A 17,964-nucleotide genomic window follows, 5' to 3' on the forward strand; every position below is an offset into this window, starting at 1 on the left:
GCATGTCTCCTGATGAGAAGACCATCGGCGCAGGCGTGACGCTCTGCACCCAGCCTTAGTATCGAGGCGGGTGATGCAGCGAAGCGCAATAGGAGGCTGATGAAGGGGGGACGTATTAGGAAGGAATATGTATTGCGATGCGCAAGAATTTGCGCCGCTTTCACTCTAATACAGGGGCAAAAATTCGATCAAAGCATGCAGTGTGCCCTCCTCAACGTCAGGGGGTTGCGGGGAGTACTTTGAACAACTGCATGAGGGTTTTGGTTTCTGAATAGGGCCAAAGCATGACCAAGCAGATTTTTTAGCGATGCCGCGGTAACTCCAAGGGGCACCTCCTCCGGTCATGGGTCGCAGCGGCGGCAGATCCGAGCACGGAGCCGGTCATGGGACATCCGATCGACTGAAGGCTTGGGACCCTGCGAGCGCGGCCGGTAGGGTGGCTTGCACAGGGTGACATGCCATGCGCGCGAAAGAGGTAATCGCGGACCTATTTGACCCCTGTAGGGTTGAGCGAAGGCCTGGGAACTCCAACCGTTCGCCAACAACAGGGAGGGAGCGTCGTGGCCGAGGCACGGATCGGTGTGCGGGTCGCTGAGGATCGACAATCCGTGACTGTCGAGCTTGGCCCTGTCGGAGGGCTCTCGGAGCCCATCACCCTGGATGTCGAGCAACTGACGAAGATCATCAGGCTGCTCGGGCAGGCGCGGGCTCGGATGGTCGAAGGGAGCGAGAAGCAGGTGCTCGATGGAAAAACCGTCGACACGGTCAACGACCCGCCATGGCATATCCAGGTCGCGCAGTTCGACGGCTCGCTTCTTGCTTTCGATCATCCGTCGTATGGGCCGCTGGCCTTTGCGCTGCATAGAACCGATATCGCCAGCATGGTGCAGGTGCTGACGAAACATCTCCAACTCCCAGCGGATCAGCCGGAAAAGCCAAGCTAGGTCATGCGGGAGCCGTTCAGGTGCGTGTCGTCGGGCGCTTGCAGGTCCTCATCAGCATCCGTATCGAGACAGGACCTGCTATCCGTTGAAAGGCGCATTCCTCAGTCGTGTCCCGATGCCCTTCAGTTCGGCCTGTTGCAGGACATATCCTGCGACGACGCAGTCTTCGAAGCTGCGGCCATCGGAGAGGAAAACGGATCGACCGGATCCGGACGGAGTTGGCTGCGAAGCAACGAGATCCTCGAGGCTCGTCAGTCGCTCAAGCGCATCGCCCAGGATTCTTCCATGCGCCTGCCAATGCCGCCGGAAGCGTTCCGGAAGGTCGGAGACGATTCTCGCGGCATTGGCAACGAGCCTCGGGTCGATCTCGGTCGCTCCCGGCAGAAAATGCCCGACGCTCGCGATCACGGCATCCGGCTTGGATGCTTCTCCGATAAGAGGTGCATTGGCCAGCGAAGCCACCACAATCGCATCCGCGGTTGCCTCGATCTCGTCGCAGGTGGAGCTGGCAATCGGCCGCCCCAGCTCGAGGGATGCCCTGCCGGCAAGACTGCGCGCACGGTCGGCGTTGCCCGATGCCGATGCGACGGACAGATGCAAATCCGGCAATATTGCCGAGATGATCTGGGCATGGGCCCAGCCTTGAATGCCGGTGCCGATGATGCCTAGGGATTTCGCCGAGTCAGGCAGCAATCGGCGCAATGCAATCGCGGTTGCTGCGGCTGTGCGCAGCGCCGTGGTGCGCCTCGCGTCCATGACGGCTCGCATGATTCCCGTCTTGGCATCCATGACGACGATCACGGCATCGATCATCGGAACACCGTGTTCGGGATTGCGCTCTACGCCCGACAGGACCTTGACCGTCGCCAGCGATCTCTCTCGGCTATAGGCCGGGAAGACGGTGTAGTTCGCGGCATGCTCCTTCGCATCCAGGCGCGTGACGGGCGCCTCGACGAGTGTGCCGGCCGCGACCTCGGCCAGACCCGCCTCGACGAGATCGACAACCTTGATGGCTGCCGCGGAGTCGAGAATGGACGCCACAGCCTGATCGTCGATCCAGATCATTGTATCTCCCGATGGAATGGCCGCTCGCCGGCAGGATCTCGCTGCGAGCGAGGTTCATGCGATAGAAGCCGCGATGGAATTCCGACCGGGCGACGCTCATGAATCGCCCGGATCGATTGCTCTTTGAGGCTTGCGCGGAAGCGCTGCGCTACATGTCGCCATCTTCCTTGCTCGGATTGGCGCAGACGGCCACAACCAGGCCGGCATCGCCGATGATATGCCGATAGCGATAGCGGGTGGGGAGATACATCGCATCGCCCGGCTTGAAGAAATGCTCCTCTCCGGTTTCTTCGACGATCTGTCGCGAATGACCGTGCAGGCAGTAGAGCACGACCTCGTGCACGCCGTCGCCTTCCACCATGACCTCGAAGTTCGGCATGTAGGTGGTGATGTGGAAGGACATCGAGGAACCCTGCTTCTTGTTCGTGATCAGGCGATGGGTAAATTCCTGACCGGGATGCACCCAGGTCTTGAACGTCGTTTCCTGTCGAGCCCACACGATCTTATCGCCCATTGCCTTCTCCATTGATGATCTTGGCCCCCGGATATCTGCTGGATCCAGGTTATGCAGTCGGATCGGTCGGCTCTCCGATGTGAGGCAACGTGACGATGAGCCTCTGCATGGCGCCCGCGAGCTCATGGCCGCATTCCAATGGATTGCGTGAGCCCCGTTCGCGATGCTTGGAAAGGGGAGAGATCTGCCGTCTCAACTGATGTATGAGTAGTATATCACGGAATGAATTCGCGCAAGGTTTTTGCTGGAATATTCTCGGCGCCGCTCGGCTCGGCGGGCGCAGCGGCGCGAAAAAGCCCAGGAAGTACAAGCCTTAGGCAGGCGAGCTCACTTTTTGAGCGCGAACGCCGCAAATGCGGGCTTTCTAATAAAATTTCTCTGATATACTACTGAGATATCATAAGGAGGGCTCGAAGATGATCAAGGCTATCCTCGCTGCCGGAGCAGCGCTCGCTGCGCTGGCGCCATTCTCGGCAGGTGCACAGGACTTCAAGGCGAAACTCCTCAAGCCCGACACGATCGTGGTCGGCACGACGGGATCCGCCCCTCCCACCTCCATGATCGACGCGTCCGGCAAGCTCGCCGGCTACGATATCGCCGTCATGGAGAAGATTGCGGCGGACTTAGGCGTGAAGGTCGAGTTCGTGCAGCTCGACTGGGCCGGTCTCCTGCCGGGCCTCGCAGCCGGCCGCTTCGATGTCGTCGCCTCCGGCGTCACCCGGAGCGCGGAGCGCATCGCTTCCAAAGACTTCATCATGCTCTCGCCCTACATCGTCAACGGCGTGGCCGTCACGAAGCTGACGAGCAATGCGAAGATCGCCAGCTGGGACGATGTGTGCGGCAAGAAGATGGGCGTCATCCGCGGCTCCAACGAGCCGAAGCTCATTCAGCAGGCCGTGCCGGCCGGATGCGTTACGAATGTCGTCGAGTATCCTGGCTGGACCGAGCTGGCGCTCGACCTCAAGAACGGCCGCATCGACTGGATCGGCATGGATTATCTCGGGCCCTCCTATGCGGCGAGCAAGGACCGGAACATCACGGTGCTGCCCGAGGTGCGCATGCCGAAGACCCAGAGCATCGCCGTCTCCGCGGCCGATCCCGATCTGGCGAAGGCCATGGACGCTCTTATCGCCCGCTATCGCGAGGACGGGACCCTGAACGCGCTGGTCGAGAAATGGTTCGGCCAGAAGGTCGACTTCGCGAAGATGCCTCCCGATCCGAAGTCCTGATCGCCGTCCGACATTCAATGGCGGGCCGCCTTCAGGTTCAGGCGGCCTGCCTCGCTGTCAATCAAGAACGAAGAGTAGCATCCAATGAAGAAGAAAGTGGGCATCATCACCACCGGGCAAAGCCCTCGCAATGAGTACCGGTCCTTTCATCGCAACGCGCTCGCGGCCTTGGGTCTCGAGGTCGATGTCTTCGAGCGCGCCTGCCTCGATGGGCTGAGCCGCGAAGAGATCCGCGCCCATGAGATCAAGCCGGAGGACGGCCTCGGGATTGGCTGCTATGTCCACAACGATACCCCGGCCGACCGCCGCATGGGCAGCGGCTGGGAGGAGATCTTCGTCGATCAGGCCTGGTACATCGAACGGGCTCAGGCCGCCATCTCGGCCCATGAAGCCGACGGCATGGACATCATCCTCATGTGCTGCGCGGAGATGTATCCGCCGAACTCGTTCCGCTGCAGCGTGCCGCTTCTGTTGCCTTACCAGCTGATGTTCGATGTCGTTCGTCGCCAGGCGGAGGCCAAGGGCCGTTTCAAGCTCGCGCTGCTGCTCCCGACCGCCTGGCATATCGGCCAGGATCGCGCCACCTGGGAATCCCAACCCTGGATGAAGGATGTCGAAGCATCGTTCGGCATCGGTATCGCTGACGGTCAGGCCGTCGAGCAGCTCAAGGCAGGCGCCCCATACGATCTTGCGCTCATCTGGGGATATGGCGACGGCCTCGCGCCTCATGACCCGGACGATCTGCTCGAAAGTATTTCCAAGGGACTTCAATGCCCGGTCATCACGCCGAATGTGCTGAACGTGTTCAATGCGCGCACCTTGCTGTCGCCAGCCTGGCCCGAGCGTATTCACGTGGAGCGCTGATCCATGACCATCGCGGCAGCAGAGAAGTCGCCGATTCTTGAAGTCCACGGAGTCGTCAAGCGCCTTGGCGGTGTCGATATTCTGAAGGGCATCAACTTCACTGTTGCCGAAGGAAGCGTCGTTGCGATCATCGGGGCATCGGGGTCGGGCAAAAGCACATTGCTGCGCTGCCTCAACATGCTGATCGTTCCCGATGACGGCGAGATCGTCTGGAAGGGACAGCGGGTCGGCTGGGTGCAGAAAGGAAGCACCTGGGTCAGGCAAAAGGAAAAGGAGCTTCTGGGATACCGGACTCAGGTCGGCATGGTGTTCCAGAGCTTCAACCTGTTCCCGCAGATGACGGCGCTGGAGAACATCATCGAAGCACCGATGACGGTTTTGGGGCGCAAGCGGAGCGAGATCGAGGAGGAGGCGCACGCCCTTCTTCGGAAGGTTCGCCTGTCTCACCGTGTCAAGGCCTATCCGCATCAGATGTCGGGCGGCGAGCAGCAGCGGGTGGCGATCGCGCGGGCTCTGGCCATGAAGCCGAAGGCCATGCTGTTCGACGAGGTCACCTCGGCTCTCGATCCGGAGCTGAAAGGGGAGGTTCTGACGGTGATGCGCGAGCTTGCCGCCGAGGGCATGACGATGATCCTCGTCAGCCACGAGATGGGTTTCGTCCGTCATGTGGCGGACGAGGTCCTGTTCATGCACCAGGGCATCGTGAAGGAGCGCGGCAATCCGTCGGATGTGCTCGTCAATCCGGCCAGCGCCGAGCTGCAGGCGTTCCTGCAACGCGTGACGGACTAGGCTCATGGACGTTTTCATCGCGCAGTTCCCTCGCTTCCTCGATGCGACATGGCTGACGATCTGGATGTTCGTGCTTGTCACCACGGTGTCGACCCTGATCGGCGCAACGTTGGCCGTGCTGGCCGAATGGGCCGGAAAGCCGGTATCCTTGCCGCTCAGCGTCTATAGCTGGGTGTTCAGAGGCCTGCCGGAACTCATCGTTCTGCTGGGGTGCTATCTGGCTCTTCCGGCCATCGGTCTCGATCTGGGTTCCGTCGGCTCGGCGATCCTCGGCTTCACGCTGGTCGGCATCGCGTTCCAGCTCGAGATCTTCCGCGCCGGGCTGAATGCGGTGGACAAGCGCATTCTGGAGGCCACGCGGGCGCTCGGAATGAGCTGGTGGCTCACCATGCGCCGTGTCGTGCTGCCCCAGGTGATCCGGATCGCCATGCCGGCCTGGGCGACGTTCCTCGCCGGCAACGTCAAGATCTTTGCCGTCGCGTCCGCCGTCGCCGTGACGGAGGTCATGGCCGTGACCCGGCAGGCCATCGCGGTCTCTGATCAGCCGTTCTTTCTCATCATGGTCGCGGCGAGCATCTATGCGGCCATCGCCAGCATTCTGATGGTTCTCGAGGCCGTTCTCTCACGCCGCTTCTCGACCCGTTACGGACTTGGCTTGCGTCGCTAGAGCATTTTTCGGCGAAGTGGATCCGGTTCGCCGTAAAAAATGCGGCAAGCCAAAGAAGAGAGATGATTCCATGCAAGTGGAAACAGCTCTAGGACAGGGAGGTCGCTTTGGATTGGACTGTCGTTACAAGCAACGCGCCGCTCTTCGTTTCCGCGACGCTCAACACGGTCGCCATAGCGGCGGCGACCATCGTCCTGTCGGTGGTCATCGCATTTCCGCTCGCCATCATGCGGGATTCGCGCTTCGGATTTCTGCGATGGGTCTCCGCCGGCTACAGCTGGACCACGCGGGCGATGCCGACACTGTCGCTCCTGTTCCTGGCCTATTACGGCCTGCCGCAGTTCGGGATCTATCTCGATCCGGTGGTTGCGGCCATCACGGGGCTCACGGTGATCGCAGCCGGCTACAACATGGAATACATCCGGGTCGGCCTGCAGGCTGTTCCTGCCGGGCAATACGAGGCCTGCCGTGCACTCGGCATCCCGTTGTCGATCGCGCTGCGCCGTTTGATCGTGCCGCAGGCCATGCGCACGATCCTGCCGCCGCTCACGTCGAACCTGACGCTCCTCCTGAAGGGAAGCGCTCTTGCGAGCCTCGTCGCGGTGACGGAGCTTTCCGGGCAGGCCATGGCACTCATCTCCTACACCTACAAGCCGATCGAGATCCTGATCGCCGTCGCGCTGATCTATCTGTGCCTGAACGGCGTGCTCGTAGGAGTCCAACGGCTCGTCGAGCAGCGATACCGGCTACAGGACTAGACGTTCCACGAACGATATCCCAACGCACATTGTAACCGCCTTGTTGCGCAATGTCCGTGCTGATATCTTACGAGAATACTAGTTCTGATCGAGAGGTACCGGGTTCTACGGCGACGGCAAGTGAGACGATGTTTCGTTGGTAGAAGGCAACAACAGGGGAGCACACATGAAAAAGATTGCTGCAGTGGCGGTCGGGATGATGCTGACGGTTCTCGCGACCGCCGGAGTACAGGCACAAAGCACGCTGAAGGTCCCCAGTGGTGCTCTTCTCACCGACGGCACATTGGCCCTTGCCGCCGATTTCGCAGCGGCTCCCAATCAGTTCATCAAGACGGATGGCGAGAAGGATGGCCTGAACGTCGACATGTGCGGCGAGGTTGCGAAACGCCTCAATGTGAAGCTCGAATGGACGAACCTTTCCTTTCCCGGCCTCGTACCGGGCCTGCAAGCCCAACGTTTCGATGGTCTCTGCACGGCGATCTTCATCAATCCCGACCGCCTCAAGATCATGAACATGGTCCCTTATGTGCAGTGGGGCGAGGGGCTGATGGTTCCGAAGAGTTCATCCCTTGGATCGAGCTGTTCCTTCAAGGCGGCGGACAAGGCGAGCTATGCCGGCTGCTTCGATGATCTGGCGGGCAAGGCCGTCTCCGTGGCGGCTGCCGGAACCACCAACAAGAACCTTCAGACCGAAAGCGACCGCATGAAGGCGGCGGGCAAGGCTCCGATTGAAATTCGGGCATTCGACACGAATGCGGATGCGATCCAAGCCGTCGTATCGGGGCAGACCGCCGCAGCATACCTGAACGATCCGCAAGCCGCCTTCTTCATCAACCGGACGAACGACAACTTCAAGCTCGCCTTTACCGGCTATGCCTCGAACCAGCTTGCGCTCACGACGATGAAGCCGAACACGGCGCTGGCCGATGCCTTCGTCGCTGCGCTGGAGCAGATGAAAGCCGACGGGTCCTACGACGCCATTCTCAAGAAGTGGGGCGTCGCGTCCGTTCCGTCCTTCGCCTACGCAAAGTAACGCAACCGCCATAGGAACCGACAGCCGAAGCTCGCCGGGCTTCGGCTGATCCGAGCAAGCGATGACCTGGGACTTCGATACGTTTTTCACATATCTCTTCGATTCCCGCATGGCTTGGGCCGCGCTGGTCACCTTCTGCGTCGCAGCGGTGGCGCAGCTTCTCGCGACGGTCGTCGGATTCGTGCTCGCTCTCGGGTTGCGCTCCCGCAGCAACCTTCTGCGCGCACCTGCCGTGGCGTATGTCTGGTTCTTTCGCGGCACGCCTCCTCTGATCCAGCTGCTTCTTATCTATTTCGGGCTGCCGCAGCTCGGCATACGCGTGACGGTGCTGGAGGCGGGCATCTCGAGCTTGAGCCTCTACGGCGCGGCCTACATGGCCGAGATCATCCGCGGTGCGCTCGCATCCCTCGATCCCGGCCAGGAGGAGGCCGCCCGAAGCATCGGCCTGTCGCGGTTCGAAACCATGCGCAGCATTCTCGCGCCGCAGGCTGCACGTCTGGTCCTGCCGGCGTTTGGAAACGAATTCACCAGCATGATGCGCACGACGTCGCTTCTGTCGGTCATATCGTTCCAGGAATTGTTGCGGGTTACCACGCTCGCCATCAGCGAAACATTCCGGCCCTTCGAGCTCTACTCGGTCGCGGCCGTCTATTACCTTCTGATGGCCACCCTATGGATGGTCGTTCAGGATTGGCTCGAGCGAAAGTTCGGCGTTGGCATGGCGAGCGCGCCGGTTCGCCGACCGATCTGGAGCGACATCAAGCGCCTCATTCGATTTCCTCGCCCGTTCTCAAGAAAGATCACCACATGACGCATTCACCGGCGGAACCAACTCGGGTCATCCTCTTTGGTCTGGGGGCTCTTGGCGGCCTCGTCATCGATTGCCTCAAGACGGGCTATCCGTTGATCCGCATCGTCGGTGCGGTCGATCATGCTCCCAATCGGGCCGGGCGCCGAATGGGCGACATCTATGACGGACTTGGAGAGGCGTCCGATGTCGTCGTCGCCGCAACGCTGCGGGAGTGTCTGGATGGGCTCGATGCGCCGGCGCATCTTCTCTACCATATGACGGAATCGACGCCGTCCCATATCGAAAGTCAGCTGATCGAAGCCCTCGAGGCAGGGCTTCATGTCATCTCGGCTTCCGAGGCGATGTTTCATCCCGCCCTCCGGTACCCGGACTTCTCCCTACGCCTCGATGCGGCGGCGCGTGCGAGAGATGTGTCCATCACGGGCGTCGGAATCAATCCGGGCTTCAGCTTCGACAGCCTTCCCCTGCTGCTGGGGCGGGTGACGTCGGGCGTGAAGCGGGTCACCATCTCGCGGACCATCGACGTGACGGGAACAGGGCCCGGCGATATCGATCATGTCGGATACGGCCTGTGGCCAAAGGAATTCGACGAGAAGATCGCGTCGGGCCGCATCGTCGGCCATATGGGGATGCCCGAGTCGATTGCGGCCATTGCCGAGCGGCTGAACATCGACGTCGACCGGGTCGAGGAACGCTGGACGACAACCACGGCGGACTTCCCCGTGGATTCCGGCGATGCAACCCTCGGCGTGCTGGAGCCCGGCCGCGTCATCGGCATCAGCCAGGAGGGCATGGGCGTGAGGGGAGATGAAACCGTCATCTCCATGAGCCTCGTCATGTTCTATCAGCCGGAGCTGCATGGCCTGGAAGTGGCCGATGTCATCGACATCGAAGGCGCCCACCATGTCAAGGCGAGCCTCAAGCCTGCCGCCTTGTCCCTGTTCGGCGCGGCCAACACCATCGTCAATGCGACCCATGACCTGCTCGATGCCGCGCCCGGACTGGTGAATATTCTCGATTTCTCTATCGCCGGCGTTCGTCGCGGAGGTTTCCACTATGCGGTTGATCCGAAGCATCCGCCCCGTCCCGGGCAGGTGCGTCTCGTCCCCGTTCCCCACTAGGGATGTTCCATGTCGGCCTGGAACCAGCAGCTTTTCCTCGACATCCTCGTCTCGCCGCTGATCATCAAGGCAGCGTGGACGACGATCTGGGTGGGAACTGTCGCGCAGCTCATCGGTACCGCGATCGGCACCGTCGTCGGGCCGGCCATGCTGTCCCAATATCGCCTCGTTCGCGGAGCCACCTGGTTCTACCTCTGGCTCTTTCGCGGAACGCCGCTGCTGGCGCAGATCCTGTTCTTCTACGCAGTGCTGCCTCTGTGGGGCCTGCGCCTCTCGGTGCTCGCCACAGGCCTTCTTGCTCTCGGTGTGAACGAGGGCGCCCGGATGGCCGAGATCGTCCGCGGCGGTCTTCTCTCGGTCCCCAAGGAGCAAAGCGAGGCAGGCCGTTCCCTCGGGCTGAGGCCGCATCTCGTTTTCATCCTCATCGTGCTGCCGCAGGCCGCGCGGGCCATTCTGGCGCCGCTTGCGAACAATTACAGCTACATGATCAAGGCAACGTCCCTGTTGTCCGTGATCTCCGTCGCGGAGCTGCTGCGAACCTCTCAACAGCTCGCCCAGTCGACGGTCCGCCCTCTCGAGATCTATTCGGCGGCAGCCATCTGGTACATGGGCATGGTCACGATCATCATGATCACTCAATCGATGATCGAGCGCCGTCTGTCGCGCAGCAGTCGGTCGGAAACAAGAAGAAGCGCAATCGTTGCCGCCCGAGACGTTGAAGAAATCGGCATCAAAGCCGAGCCCCTCGCGGGGGAGGCAGAGATCGTTCTTGAAGCGCGTTCCATCACGAAGCGGCTGGGCTCCGTCATTGCGGTTCACAATGTCGATCTGGCGATCGCGAAAGGGGAAGTGGTTGTCGTCGTCGGCCCTTCCGGCTCTGGCAAGTCGACGCTGCTCCGCTGCCTCAACTATCTCGATATTCCAGATGCGGGCGTCGTGCGCCTGGAGGGAAGCCTCTTCGGCCGTGCAAGCGAGCGGGATCCGTCGAAGCTCGTTCCCGACTCCGTGCTGCGCCGGCAGCGTGCCCGCATGGGGATGGTCTTTCAGCGGTTCAACCTGTTCGCGAACCTCAATGCCCTGCGAAACGTCGCCGTCGGCCCGGAACGTGTTCTCGGCGCGCGACGTGGCGATTCGGAGACAAAGGCAAAGCTGCTCCTGCAGCGCTTCGGCCTTGCCGACAAATTCGGCAGCTATCCGAGCCAGCTCTCCGGCGGACAGAAACAGCGCGTGGCGATCGCCCGGGCCATCGCCATGGAGCCGACCGTCCTCCTGTTCGACGAGCCGACGTCCTCCCTGGACCCTGAGGTCGTTCACGAGGTTCTCGACACGATGCGCGAGCTTGCCAGGGACGGTGCGACGATGATCGTCGTCACGCACGAGATCGGCTTTGCGCGTGCCGTCGCCGACCGGATCGTGGTCATGGACCACGGCAGCATCATCGAGCAAGGCGCAGTCGCCGACGTGCTGGAGCGCCCGCGGCATCCGAGAACGCAGCAATTCATCGCATCGCTGGCCGCATAGGGAATTTGCTCAAGGGATCGAGCGCACCGTAACCGGAAACCGGGCATTGATCGAAACTTGTGCAGCGTGAGCCGCATCATTATGCATCCGCGGTTTGACGATTCTAGGATATCGGTAATATATCAGAAGAATAGCCAGGATCATTCGCCGTGCCTCTCCGGATCATTCAGGAACCCGACCAGCTGCGAAGCCGCCCGGATGTCGTTGTGATCGGCTCAGGGATCGTCGGCTTGGCAACCGCCTTCTTCGCCTCCCGCGAGGGCCTGCGCGTTCTGATTATCGAGGCAATGCGCTCACCGACCTCATTGACCTCCCGCCGCTCGGGAGAAGGCGTCAGAGCTCAGTGGGAATTGCCGCACAACATTGCGATCGCTCAGGAATCGATCGCGCTCTACAAGCATTTCGGGGAGCTTGTAGGCGACCCCGCGAACGATGCAGGTTACAGGCCGATCGGCTATCTCTATGCCAGCCGTGAGCCCCACGCCGCCGCAGCCCTCAAGGCGCGTGTCGAGCGGCAGGCGAAGGTTGGCTTGGAAGGGATCGAGTATCTCGAAGGCGCTGCACTCCATGACAAGGCGCCGCTGCTCGCACCCGATGTCATCGGCGCTTCCTTCCGCCGCGGCGACGGCGTGATTTCCATCGACCGGATCATCGCCGGCTACAAGAGCACCATGGACGCCGATCTCGTTCTCGACACGATCGTCCACGCGATCAAGCCCGATGCCGGCGGCGTGATCATCGAAAGCTCAAGGGGATCGATCTCTGCCGGTGCCGTCGTCGTCGCTGCGGGCGCCAAAAGCATTGGTCTTTTCAATGGCTTTGCCTATGCGCCCGTGATGAAGACAGCGAAGTCGTCGATCATGCGGGTCAAGGCGGAAGGCATTCCGGCTGATCACCCGACGACCATCGACGTCGATATCGGTTCTTTCTGGCGGCCGGATGAGGGCGGTGCGCGCATCACCGCATCCTTCAGCGGGACGCTCTTTGTCGAAGACGGAGTCGATGATCCTGCGCCCGAGCCCGGCTATCTGAACCATGCGATGGCGACGGTGATGCCGATGACGCCGCGCTGGAAGCATTGGTCCGAGAACCTGCTCGACAGTCACCTGCGCACGGGCACGTTCGCCGTATCCGAGGATGGTGCTCCCGTTATCGGGCCGCTTCCCGATGCCCCGAACGTCTATGTCAACGGCGGATATGGCGGCCACGGCGTGATGATGAGCCCAGGTGGCGGGCGCCGTCTTTCCAAGATGCTGGCCGATGGCAGGCACGATCCGGCCGATCTGTTTTCCGTCGAGCGCTTCCATGACGGGCGAAAGCTCGTCCCCGAGGCGATGACGATTCATCTGACCGATCATCCCAATTGAACCAGGGGCAATTCAATGGCGAAAACCACCAGACTGGGTGTCGTCACCACCGGGCACGGCCCGCGGGACGAATACATTCATTATCATGAGCGGATTCTGCGCTCGCTGGGTGCCGACGTCGAGGTCGTCATCCGCCACATCTACGATGGCCTGTCCCTTGACGATCTCCTGCCTCATCAGGTCGGCAAGGAGACGCCCAATCTCGGCGCGCATGTGCATGTTCCCGGTGCCGTCGGCAATCATATGGGCGATGGCTGGGAACATCGTTTCTTCTCGCTCGATTTCGCCATCGGACGGGTGCAGTCGGTGATCGACCGGCTCGAGAAGGAAGACAAGGTCGACATGGTTCTGCTCGCCTGCGCCGCCGAGTTTCCTGAAGGATCGATCAGCGCGGGAACCCTCCTGATTCATCCTCGCGAGCTGATGTTCTCGGTGGTCGAGAACATCGCGCATGGCTCACGCCGCAAGGTCAGGATCGGCGCCTTGGTGGATGCCGAGCACGCCGACCATGACTACGAGGACTGGGCGAAGCGGCCCTATTTCGACAAGATCGAGCTGGTCATGTCGCCGGTCACGACATCGGCGCTGGCGGCCGCGCAGGAACTGGGCCGCAGGAACGTCGAGTTCGCATTCTTCTTCGGCTACGGCATCGGCCTTGCGCCCTTCGATCCGGTCAACGAAGTCCCGGCATTGGAGGCGGCCATCGGAGCGCCTCTGATCCTGCCCCACCGTGTCACGGGCCTTTTCCTGCGCAACATCATCGGCCCGACGCTCAACGATCATGCCTATCTGCCGGACGGTTGGGGTTTGAAATGAGCACGCCTGCGAGATTTCCGCGGACATTGCTCTGGCAGCGCCTGACCAGCGATGAACTCGCCGAGGCGCGCGATTCCGGTGCGATGGTCGTCGTTCCGGTCGGCGCCATCGAGCAGCACGGCATCCACCTTCCTGTGGAAACGGATGCGCGGCTCAGCACCGTCGTCAGTCAGCTTGCGGCCAAGCGTGTCTCCGCGCTTCCGGTTCTGGTCGCGCCATCCCTGCCGTTCGGCTTTTCGCCGCATCACGTGAGCCATGCGGGAACCATCAGCCTGCGGCTCGACACATATCTCGCCGTGTTGGGCGATATCGCCGTGTCGCTGACCAATTCGGGCTTCCGCCGCGTGCTCTTCGTGAACGGGCACGGCGGCAACAACGCTCCGCTCCGCGCCAAGGTCGGCGAACTGGTCACCGATGGTCTGCCTGTCGGGACGGTAGATTACTGGGTTCCAGGCGAGAGTGCATGGATTGCGCGGCTTGCAGGCAGGCTGAAGCGGGGTGGTCACGCCTGCGAGCAGGAGACCGCCTTGATGCTGGCGATCGAGGCGCAGGATTCGGAGGCCGTCGAGCGGATCATCGCCAGCGCCAGAGACCTCCCGCCGCGGGTCATCCAGCCATGGATCGCGCCCGGCCACGAGAGCGATCCGATCACGGAAGCGGGCGCAGCCTGGCCGCCGATCTTCCAGGCCGACGATTGCGGCTATTACGGCGATCCCGCAGCCGCAACGCGGGACAACGGCCTCGTCCTGCTCGACATCATCGTGGAGCGCCTCGCCAACTTCTTCACCGCGTTTGCGGCAACGCCGCTGCGGCTCGGTGTATCGCGCGATGCGGCCGCGCCATCGATTTCCGCACCGCTGATCGGAGCCTGACATATGAGACCATTCGATGTTCTTGTGACGGGCGCAGGCGCTGTCGGCGGTCATGCCGTCGAGTTCCTGGTCCGCAGGCCCGAGGTTCGCCGGATCGCCGTTGTGGATGTGAGAGCGGATGTCGCCGCCGGTGTCGCATGGCGGGCCCGCCTCGGTGCATTGCAGGAGGGCAGGGAGGTCACGGTTCAAGGCTTTGGCCTCGACCTTTCCGATGCGGATGCGACGCGGGCCTTGCTCGAGAGATTGCAGCCGCGCGTCGTGTTCCACACGGCGACGCTGCTCACCGTTCCGGAAATGGCCCGCGGCCTGACGCCTGACGTATTCGCCCGCGTGAGGGCGGACGGCATGGGCGGGTTCCTGTGCGGCCATCTCCTGCTGGCTGTGACGCTGCAGAAAGAGTTGGCGCGGCTGTCGCCGCGACCGCCGATGATCACGGCGCCGTTCCCGGATTTCACCAACCAGGTGCTGGCGAAGCTGGGACCCGCGCCGATCACGGGCATCGGCAATGTCGACAACATGGCCTGTGAACTCCAGGCCATCGTGTCCGAGAAGCTTGATGTCGCCGCCAGGGACGTCACGCCGATGATCGTGGCGCATCACAGCGTCGGCGAGTGGTTCCAGCGCTCGGGATCGGCCGGCGAAGCACCCTGGTTCGCGCGCGTCTATGTCGACGGCAAGGATGTCAGCGAGAAGTTCGATCTGGCAGCGCTCATGGCGGAAAGCGCCGCGCGCATCAGGCCCGTTCCGCAGGAGCAGAGGACGGCCGCATCGGGCGTCAAGGCCGTTCTGGCGGTCCTGCGCGATAACGGCTGCTATCTCCATTCCGCCGGCCCTCTGGGGCGGGCCGGGGGCTGGCCGGCGCGGCTCTGGGCCGACCGGCTGGAATTGGTGGATGTGCCCGGTCTCGATCTCCAGCGCGCGTTCGACATCAACATGGCGGGACAGCGGGCCGGCGGAATCGAAACGATCGAAGCCGACGGTACGCTGGTCGCGACGGAGCGTTGCCGGACGATGATGGAGGAACTCTTCGGCGTGGATGTGGGGAGAGTCGCCCCCGATCGCATTGCCTCGACGGCACGGGCGCTTCGGCAGGCCCTGTCGTCGCGGATCGCCTCGGGGACATGACGGGGGCAAGCTGCTTGGCCTGTTGTGCGTCGACAGCAGCTTCCTTCCTGGAGAGGATAGGCGGGATTTGTTTCGCTATCATCGGGGCTTAAGGCATGTCGCATTAGCTCCAGAGGCGGTCGGATCCACCCTTGGAATATAGTTTGTGTTACTAAGTTAGATATATTAGAGGTGATCCTTTCTTCGGCTTTGCCGCAAGATTGTAACAGAGATCTCGAGAACAAGACCCGCATTGAGGGGTGATGACATGGAAACGCCGACGAGGGCGAGCCTGCGCAAAATGAGCATTCCGGCGAAAGCGGCCGCAAAGGCGAAGAGCGTGCGCGGAAAGGCATCCTCCCTGACGGAGAAGGTCTACCAACTCCTACGCGCGCAGATCCTGTCCGGCGAGTTGGAGCCGGGGCGCGAACTGTCGGAGGCCGAACTGGCTGAACAGTTCGGCGTCAGCAAGACCCCCGTGCGCGAGGCTCTCGCCACCCTCCGGTCGGAAGGTTTCGTGAGGACGTTCCCCCGGCGCGGTTATCAGGTCGTGCCGATCACGTTCGGCGATGTGGCCGAGCTGTTCGAGGTGCGCGCGATGCTGGAGGCCGGCGCTGCGGAGCTCGCCTGCGCCCGCATCACCGATGAGGAACTGGACCAGCTCGATCGTCTCGCGGACGTGGCATACGACCGCTATGAGCAGCCGAGTCTCAAGCGTTTCATCCAGGCCAACCGCGACTTCCACGTCGCCATCGCCCGCGCATCGGGCAACGAGCGCCTCTATCAGCTTTCCGTTCGCCAGATCGATGAACTCGAGCGCATCTTCTATCTTGGTGCGCGTCTGCGCGACATCAGCGGCGAGACCAAGGACGATCACCACGAGATCGTCAGGGTGCTGAGGTCGCGCGATCCCGTTGCCGCGCGGGCGATCATGATCCGCCACAACGACATGACCCGCCAGAACCTGTTCCAGGTGCTCGCAGCATCCCGCAAGGCCAGCCAGATCAGCCTCTGATCGCACATTGCGCGGGCCGCCTGCGCAATCATTGCAGTCTCATCGATCTCCAACCCCGCGAAGGCTCGATCTTCCGCGGGGTTTTTGTTTTTGGGGGCGACGAAAAGTCGGCCGGACATCGCCACGTATAGAGAGGCCTGCAGAAGCCCGGGCTCAAGACAACAATCCCACGCTTCGAGTGCCTCATCGTATAGCAATTGCACGGTCAAAGTTCGCCGATTGTGCACGTTCTACGCGATAAATGCGCTTGTAGTTCCTGTGCGTCGTGATATTTCTGAATTATCTTACAGACGATCTTAGCTCCGTTCTCGGGGCAGCTCGTTAGAGGGCTCGAGGGTTACAAAATATGGCGATTGCTCAGGTCAGCATGGACGTCCGCGCCTGCTTCTCACCCGACTACAAAACGGCGCGAAGCCGCTTTCTCGACAAGGCGACTTCCGCCGGCGGCGTGATCCGGTCTTACGACAATCCGAACAAGGGGCCCTCCGGCGAGGATCTCGCAACCGATGTTGCCTGGTTCGGCCCGCGCGACGCGCGAAATGTTCTGGTGCTGGTGTCGTCGACGCATGGCGTTGAAGGATTCTGCGGGTCCGGAGCGCAGCTCGACTGGCTTGCGACGAACGGACCTGAAACCCTTCCTTCAGGGCTTGCGGTGATGATCGTTCATGCCATCAATCCGCATGGCTTCGCCTGGCTCCGGCGCACCACGGAAGAAGGCGTCGATCTCAACCGCAATTGCATCTCGTTCGACGGTTCGTTGCCCGCCAATGAAGGCTATGACGAACTCGCTTCGGCCTTCGTGCCAAAGGCGCTCGACGAGACGACGCTTGCAGAGGCAAAGGCACGGCGCGAAGCCTATCGCGAAAAGCACGGACGCGTCGCATTCGAGCAGGCGCGCAGCTCTGGGCAATACACGCATCCCGAGGGGATTTTCTTCGGCGGAACAGGGCCTACCTGGTCGCTGAAGACGCTTGAACAAATCTGCGCCGATTACGACCTGTCATCGCGCAAGGGCGTTGCCGTCATCGATTATCACACTGGGCTTGGCTCCCACGGCTACGGCGAGCCGATCTGCGGCCATCGCCCGGGAGAATCGGGTCAGGCGCGCTGCCGTGCCTGGTATGGCCATTCTCTGGGCGAGCCTCTGCTCGGCAAGTCGTCATCGCTTCCGATCGCCGGGCTGACGCAATATGCATGGGCCCGCTGCGTTGGCGGTGACAAGCTCACCTTCATCGCTCTTGAATTCGGAACCTACGACGCGGAGATCGGCGCCGACGCGCTTCGCGACGATCACTGGCTGCATGCTTACGGAACGGTCGACTGGACCAGCGAGGAGACGCAGCGCATCAAGACCAATCTCCGCCGCTTCTACCATCCTGGCACTCAAGATTGGTGTGAGCTCGTTCTCTTCAGAAGCCGCCAAGTCATCTCACAGGCCGTCACGGGCCTTTGCTCAACGTCGTCATAAAAGGCC

18 protein-coding genes are annotated in these 17,964 nt (G+C 61.9%); 16 read left to right on the forward strand and 2 right to left on the reverse strand.

All coding sequences use genetic code 11. The features are described from left to right. Positions 1-560 precede the first annotated feature (560 nt). Positions 561-944 (forward strand): hypothetical protein, encoded by a 384-nt coding sequence (locus JKL46_RS12370; protein WP_201833167.1) that lies wholly within the window; start codon positions 561-563, stop codon positions 942-944. Positions 945-1,022: 78 nt separating this feature from the next. On the opposite strand, the gene JKL46_RS12375 is transcribed toward JKL46_RS12370, so the two are convergent. Continuing rightward, the gene (locus JKL46_RS12375; protein ID WP_201833168.1) at positions 1,023-2,009 is read right to left on the reverse strand and encodes a hypothetical protein; all 987 of its coding nucleotides are present in this window, start codon (positions 2,007-2,009) and stop codon (positions 1,023-1,025) included. Between the two features lie 148 nt (positions 2,010-2,157). Then, positions 2,158-2,523: a cupin domain-containing protein gene (locus JKL46_RS12380; protein WP_246529278.1), complete on the reverse strand. Its 366-nt coding sequence runs from the start codon at positions 2,521-2,523 to the stop codon at positions 2,158-2,160. Positions 2,524-2,939: 416 nt separating this feature from the next. Between JKL46_RS12380 and JKL46_RS12385 the strand changes: the two genes are divergently transcribed. The 15 genes from JKL46_RS12385 to JKL46_RS12455 all read left to right on the forward strand — a co-directional run bounded on the left by JKL46_RS12385 (position 2,940) and on the right by JKL46_RS12455 (position 17,958). Then, complete coding sequence (locus JKL46_RS12385; RefSeq protein WP_201833170.1) at positions 2,940-3,752, forward strand: substrate-binding periplasmic protein; 813 nt, start codon at positions 2,940-2,942, stop codon at positions 3,750-3,752. Positions 3,753-3,836: 84 nt separating this feature from the next. Next, complete coding sequence (locus JKL46_RS12390; protein WP_201833172.1) at positions 3,837-4,616, forward strand: AroM family protein; 780 nt, start codon at positions 3,837-3,839, stop codon at positions 4,614-4,616. A 3-nt stretch (positions 4,617-4,619) separates the two neighbouring features. After that, positions 4,620-5,405 carry an amino acid ABC transporter ATP-binding protein gene (locus tag JKL46_RS12395; RefSeq protein WP_210381341.1) on the forward strand — a complete coding sequence of 262 codons (786 nt, stop codon included), beginning with the start codon at positions 4,620-4,622 and terminating at the stop codon, positions 5,403-5,405. A 4-nt stretch (positions 5,406-5,409) separates the two neighbouring features. Beyond that, positions 5,410-6,072 (forward strand): amino acid ABC transporter permease, encoded by a 663-nt coding sequence (locus tag JKL46_RS12400; protein WP_201833174.1) that lies wholly within the window; start codon positions 5,410-5,412, stop codon positions 6,070-6,072. A gap of 107 nt (positions 6,073-6,179) precedes the next feature. Beyond that, complete coding sequence (locus tag JKL46_RS12405; RefSeq protein ID WP_201833177.1) at positions 6,180-6,830, forward strand: amino acid ABC transporter permease; 651 nt, start codon at positions 6,180-6,182, stop codon at positions 6,828-6,830. Positions 6,831-6,996: 166 nt separating this feature from the next. Further along, entirely contained in the window at positions 6,997-7,863 is an 867-nt protein-coding gene (locus JKL46_RS12410) for a transporter substrate-binding domain-containing protein (RefSeq protein ID WP_201833179.1), read from the forward strand. 61 nt (positions 7,864-7,924) lie between these two features. Continuing rightward, a complete protein-coding gene (locus JKL46_RS12415) occupies positions 7,925-8,674 on the forward strand; it encodes an amino acid ABC transporter permease (protein WP_201833181.1) in 750 nt (249 codons plus the stop codon). Beyond that, a complete protein-coding gene (locus tag JKL46_RS12420; protein WP_201833183.1) occupies positions 8,671-9,795 on the forward strand; it encodes a hypothetical protein in 1,125 nt (374 codons plus the stop codon). Before JKL46_RS12415 ends, JKL46_RS12420 begins: the two co-directional genes overlap by 4 nt. A 9-nt stretch (positions 9,796-9,804) precedes the next feature. Further along, positions 9,805-11,316 (forward strand): amino acid ABC transporter permease/ATP-binding protein, encoded by a 1,512-nt coding sequence (locus JKL46_RS12425; protein ID WP_201833185.1) that lies wholly within the window; start codon positions 9,805-9,807, stop codon positions 11,314-11,316. A gap of 149 nt (positions 11,317-11,465) precedes the next feature. Then, positions 11,466-12,683 (forward strand): FAD-dependent oxidoreductase, encoded by a 1,218-nt coding sequence (locus JKL46_RS12430; RefSeq protein ID WP_201833187.1) that lies wholly within the window; start codon positions 11,466-11,468, stop codon positions 12,681-12,683. A 15-nt stretch (positions 12,684-12,698) separates the two neighbouring features. Beyond that, on the forward strand, positions 12,699-13,499 hold the full coding sequence (locus tag JKL46_RS12435) for an AroM family protein (protein WP_201833189.1): 801 nt from the start codon (positions 12,699-12,701) through the stop codon (positions 13,497-13,499). Next, positions 13,496-14,371, forward strand: coding sequence for a creatininase family protein (locus tag JKL46_RS12440; RefSeq protein ID WP_201833191.1), 876 nt, complete (start codon positions 13,496-13,498; stop codon positions 14,369-14,371). The genes JKL46_RS12435 and JKL46_RS12440 overlap by 4 nt, the downstream gene beginning before the upstream one ends. A gap of 3 nt (positions 14,372-14,374) precedes the next feature. After that, on the forward strand, positions 14,375-15,496 hold the full coding sequence (locus JKL46_RS12445; protein ID WP_201833194.1) for an NAD-dependent epimerase/dehydratase family protein: 1,122 nt from the start codon (positions 14,375-14,377) through the stop codon (positions 15,494-15,496). 247 nt (positions 15,497-15,743) lie between these two features. Then, positions 15,744-16,490 (forward strand): GntR family transcriptional regulator, encoded by a 747-nt coding sequence (locus JKL46_RS12450; RefSeq protein ID WP_246529279.1) that lies wholly within the window; start codon positions 15,744-15,746, stop codon positions 16,488-16,490. 346 nt (positions 16,491-16,836) lie between these two features. Further along, positions 16,837-17,958: a M14 family metallopeptidase gene (locus JKL46_RS12455; protein ID WP_201833195.1), complete on the forward strand. Its 1,122-nt coding sequence runs from the start codon at positions 16,837-16,839 to the stop codon at positions 17,956-17,958. Positions 17,959-17,964: the final 6 nt, after the last annotated feature.

This window comes from Microvirga zambiensis WSM3693 (assembly GCF_016735695.1).
GTDB lineage: Bacteria > Pseudomonadota > Alphaproteobacteria > Rhizobiales > Beijerinckiaceae > Microvirga > Microvirga zambiensis.